Here is a 3442-nt window from a genome sequence, read left to right as displayed (position 1 = left end):
CATCGTCGCCTACGGCGGTATCCGGCAGCAGGTTGACGAGTTCCTCAAGGCATGCAACCTGGATGGAACCCGCGCCACGCATGCTGCGGTTTTTGCGGACATGGACCGGGCGGCATCCGGCCTGCGCACGGACGGGCAGAAGAGCGACTGGTCCGAGGTGCAGCGCGGGCTGAAAGACATCTTCGACCGTAAGCGCGCCGGTACCGAGAAGGCATTCGAAGATTTCTTCCGTGCCAACGACGGTCGTTTCATGGGTGGTCTCAGCACGGATACGGAGCGCGCCCTCCTCGAGCCCGACAAGTGGCTGGTGACGACCAACGGTGTAATAGCCGTAGGGCTGGACACCAAACTGCGTGAATGGCGGCAGAACGTGACGGTGTTGCAGGGTGGCCCGAGGGAAGCTTTCGATTCAATCCAGGACGCCTTTCTCGGACTTCCCCTTGACGTGCGCGACAAGGTGAAGGGCAGCGTCAACGACTATGTGACAAAGCAGATGAACACGCTGAACACCGAAGCCGAGAAGACGCTGGCATTGCTGGACAAATGCGAGCTGATGGTGAATGCGCGCAAGATCAGCGACGACCTGGACCGTGCCAGGCTTTCTCAGGCGCTCRGGGCGACTATCAGGTAGGCGTCGGCGAGCGACGCGGCAAGGCAGGCCGCGAAAGCCCCGTCTAGCGAGACAAGGTTGGTGAGGCCCGCTATGGGGGAGGGCATTTCGGTGAACTGACCGACGGCACTGGACTCGCCGCCCCGCGATGCCCTCCGTTCAGACCTCGAACGCCTCCGCATACGTCAGCCTCTCCTCCACCACCAGCTTGCGCCAGGTCGCGTTGCGCGGGTCGGGGACGGTCTTGTCGGTGTAGAAGCGCTCGAACTCGCGCAGCAGCACGCGGTAGCGCCAGCCGCTGGCCAGGGTCGGCAGGGACCCTGTGTGGGACCAGATGGGAGGATCGAAGAGCGGGCCGATCGGGCCGATGGGACCAATCGGTCCGATTGGTCCAACAGGGCCGACGACGACGTCTCTCACCAGGCCGGGGACGGGCTTGAGCTGCTCCAGGCGGTCGAAGCGCAGCGTCTCGCCGCCGCGGGTAGTACGCACGACGGTTTCGGCGGCGAGCTTGGGGGCCGGGGCCTCCAGGGCCTTCATGGCCAGGGAGCGCGACGCGGCGTCGCCGCCGACGAGCTGGCCGCCCAGCACCTGCACATCCTGCCAGCCGATGTCGCCATCGAAGTCGAGGGACTGGCGCTGCAGCACGGCCTCCATGCGGTTGCGCCCGTCTTCGAGGTGGGTGCCGGTGAAGTCGGAGATCACCGAGGCGTTGGCGAGCGGGGACTCGGCCTGGCCGCCGGCATTGAGCCGGCGCATCGGCCCGCGCTTGGCGGCCGAACCGTAGACGTCGAGCTGCACAGTGTTGCGCTCGCGCTTGACGATCGCGACGCGGCGCGGCAGCACCTGGGCGAAGTCGCACAGCATCGTGCGTGAGACCTTGGCCTCGGCCAGCGCATGGGGCTGGAAGCGCACCAGCGACAGCCGCACGAAGGGCATGTAGCTGAAGCCGGTGTTGAGCTCGATGTCGCAGTACCAGAGCTTGCGCTGCTTGTCGAAGTAGACGCGGTGGCCCGCGACGGTGGCGGGCTGGCCGTCTTCCAACAGCAGCACCTGCTCGGTGCGCACGGCGGCGCCGAAGGCATCGGCGTTGGCCACGTCACCGGCGTTTGCCGAATCCCACAGCGGGTCGCGGCCCCACTGGGTCAGATAGGGGATGCGATCGGCGGGCAGGTCGGCGAACTTGCCGTCGTTGGGCTGCAGCACCACGCCCAGCAGCTCGCCGTTGCCGGACGAGAACCAGGGCCGCTCAAGATACACGCGCAGGCCGTTGCCCAGCCGCGTGCTGCGGTCGCGCACGCTGCGGTCCCAGCGGAAGGTGGGCACGACGTAGAGCACCTGGGGRATGTCGGGTGGGCTGGTCGAGCGGATGACGGTGCCGACCGTGCCGCCCGTGCCCACGTCGGCGATGGGCGCGCCGGCGTCCTTGGTTTCGCCGAGCAGGGTGTGGGCCTGGATCTGCACGCGGTCGGTCTCGACGATGGGGCCGTCGCGCGTGATGCGCTCGGTTTTGGCGAACAGGGACGGCGGGAGGTATTCGCGGAAGCGCGTGGTGGCGCGCAGGTGGTAGCGCACGAAGCGGAACTTGGTGTCGCCGAACTCGTGGCGGTTGYCCGGCACGGCGGGATGCTTGGCCAGGTCGGACGGCAGCAGCTGGCCGCCCACCGGCGTGAAGGCCGTCTGCTCGGCCACGGCCTGCTCCAGCGTGAAGCGGTTGCCGTGCATCTCCGCGAGGCGGATCTCGCTCAGCACGGCCTCGTGAGGCACGCGCTTGGGGCCGGGGTCGGCCGGGTCGTCGGCCAGGGGGTCGTCGACCCACTCGTCCCACTCGCCGACGATCTCGAACTTGCCGGTGCTCGGGCCATGCAGGCGCACGGTGCGGGCCAGCAGGTCGGCGTGCTGCCAGCCGGCCTGGCGGTCCACGCTGGCTTTCTCGACGCGCGGCTCGCACACCGGTTGCTGCGTGGCGTGCACGAAGACGAGGTCGCGCCAGGGCGTGAGCATCCAGTTGACGCCGGCCAGGGCCTGGGCCTGCAGCCGCTGCACGCCCGCCGCGCTGGGCTGCCAGTAGGGCAGCGCGAGGTGGCGCACCAGCTCATCGTGCACGAAGCTCGCGTAGCGAAGTCGGGCCACATGGCCCTTGGGCAGGAAGACGCGCAGGATGCCCTTGTTGAAGTCCCACTTGGGCGCGTCGGGCACGGTGAAGTCGTCGCCGCAGGGCGGGGTGGCCACCTCGCCGGGTTGCTCGTGCAGCTGCAGGCGCAGGCTGCGGGTGTCCTCCGGCCAGGTCTTGCCCAGGGCGCCGTTGGAAGGGTCGCGATCGAAGTCGAGCAGCAGGATGAGGCGGTCCTTGTGGTCGTCCAGGAACACCGCGCGGGCGCCCTTGTCGAGCACATAGCCGTGCAGGCCTGGCGCCAGCAGCACCAGCGGCTTGCCCTGGATCCAGGCGTTCAACCCGGGCACGCCTTCGATGGCGACGCCGCCGCTGGCCGGGTCGGGCAGGTAGGGCACGGGCACGATGGCCTCGCGGTGCACCAGGTACTGGCCCGCCGCGAAGCGGTCCTTGGTGTCGTCGGCCTGCTCGGGCGGCGCTATTGCGCCGCCCTGCACGGTGGCCGCCAGGGCGGCCTTGGCGGGCGTCACGAGCTCGATGGTGGCACCCGGCACGGGGTGCAGCAGGCTGCCGTTCTCGCGCGCCGCGACCGCGTAGCCGGCCTTGATGCGCGCCGGCGTGGCGCCGCCGATAGAGGCGTCGAACATGCCATGCAGCTCGCACTGCTGCTGCGAGCTCTTGGGCGGCACGATGTGGCGGTCGCTGCTGTTGCCGTACTC

General features: G+C 69.0%; 1 protein-coding gene and 1 pseudogene. One reads left to right on the top strand and one right to left on the bottom strand.

Annotated elements, in window-relative coordinates:
• Positions 1–631 (top strand): hypothetical protein (locus tag ACXJKR_RS27585; RefSeq protein WP_457325541.1); only part of this gene is annotated, 631 nt, incomplete at its 5' end.
• Positions 632–769: 138 nt separating this feature from the next.
• Here ACXJKR_RS27585 and ACXJKR_RS27580 read toward each other — a convergent pair.
• Positions 770–3442 (bottom strand): annotated as a pseudogene (locus ACXJKR_RS27580) (hypothetical protein); the annotation flags it as partial.

The sequence above is a fragment of the Roseateles sp. P5_E11 genome (assembly GCF_054049355.1).
Note: the sequence above shows the minus strand (reverse complement) of the source record. Positions and strands in the feature narration are given on the sequence as shown.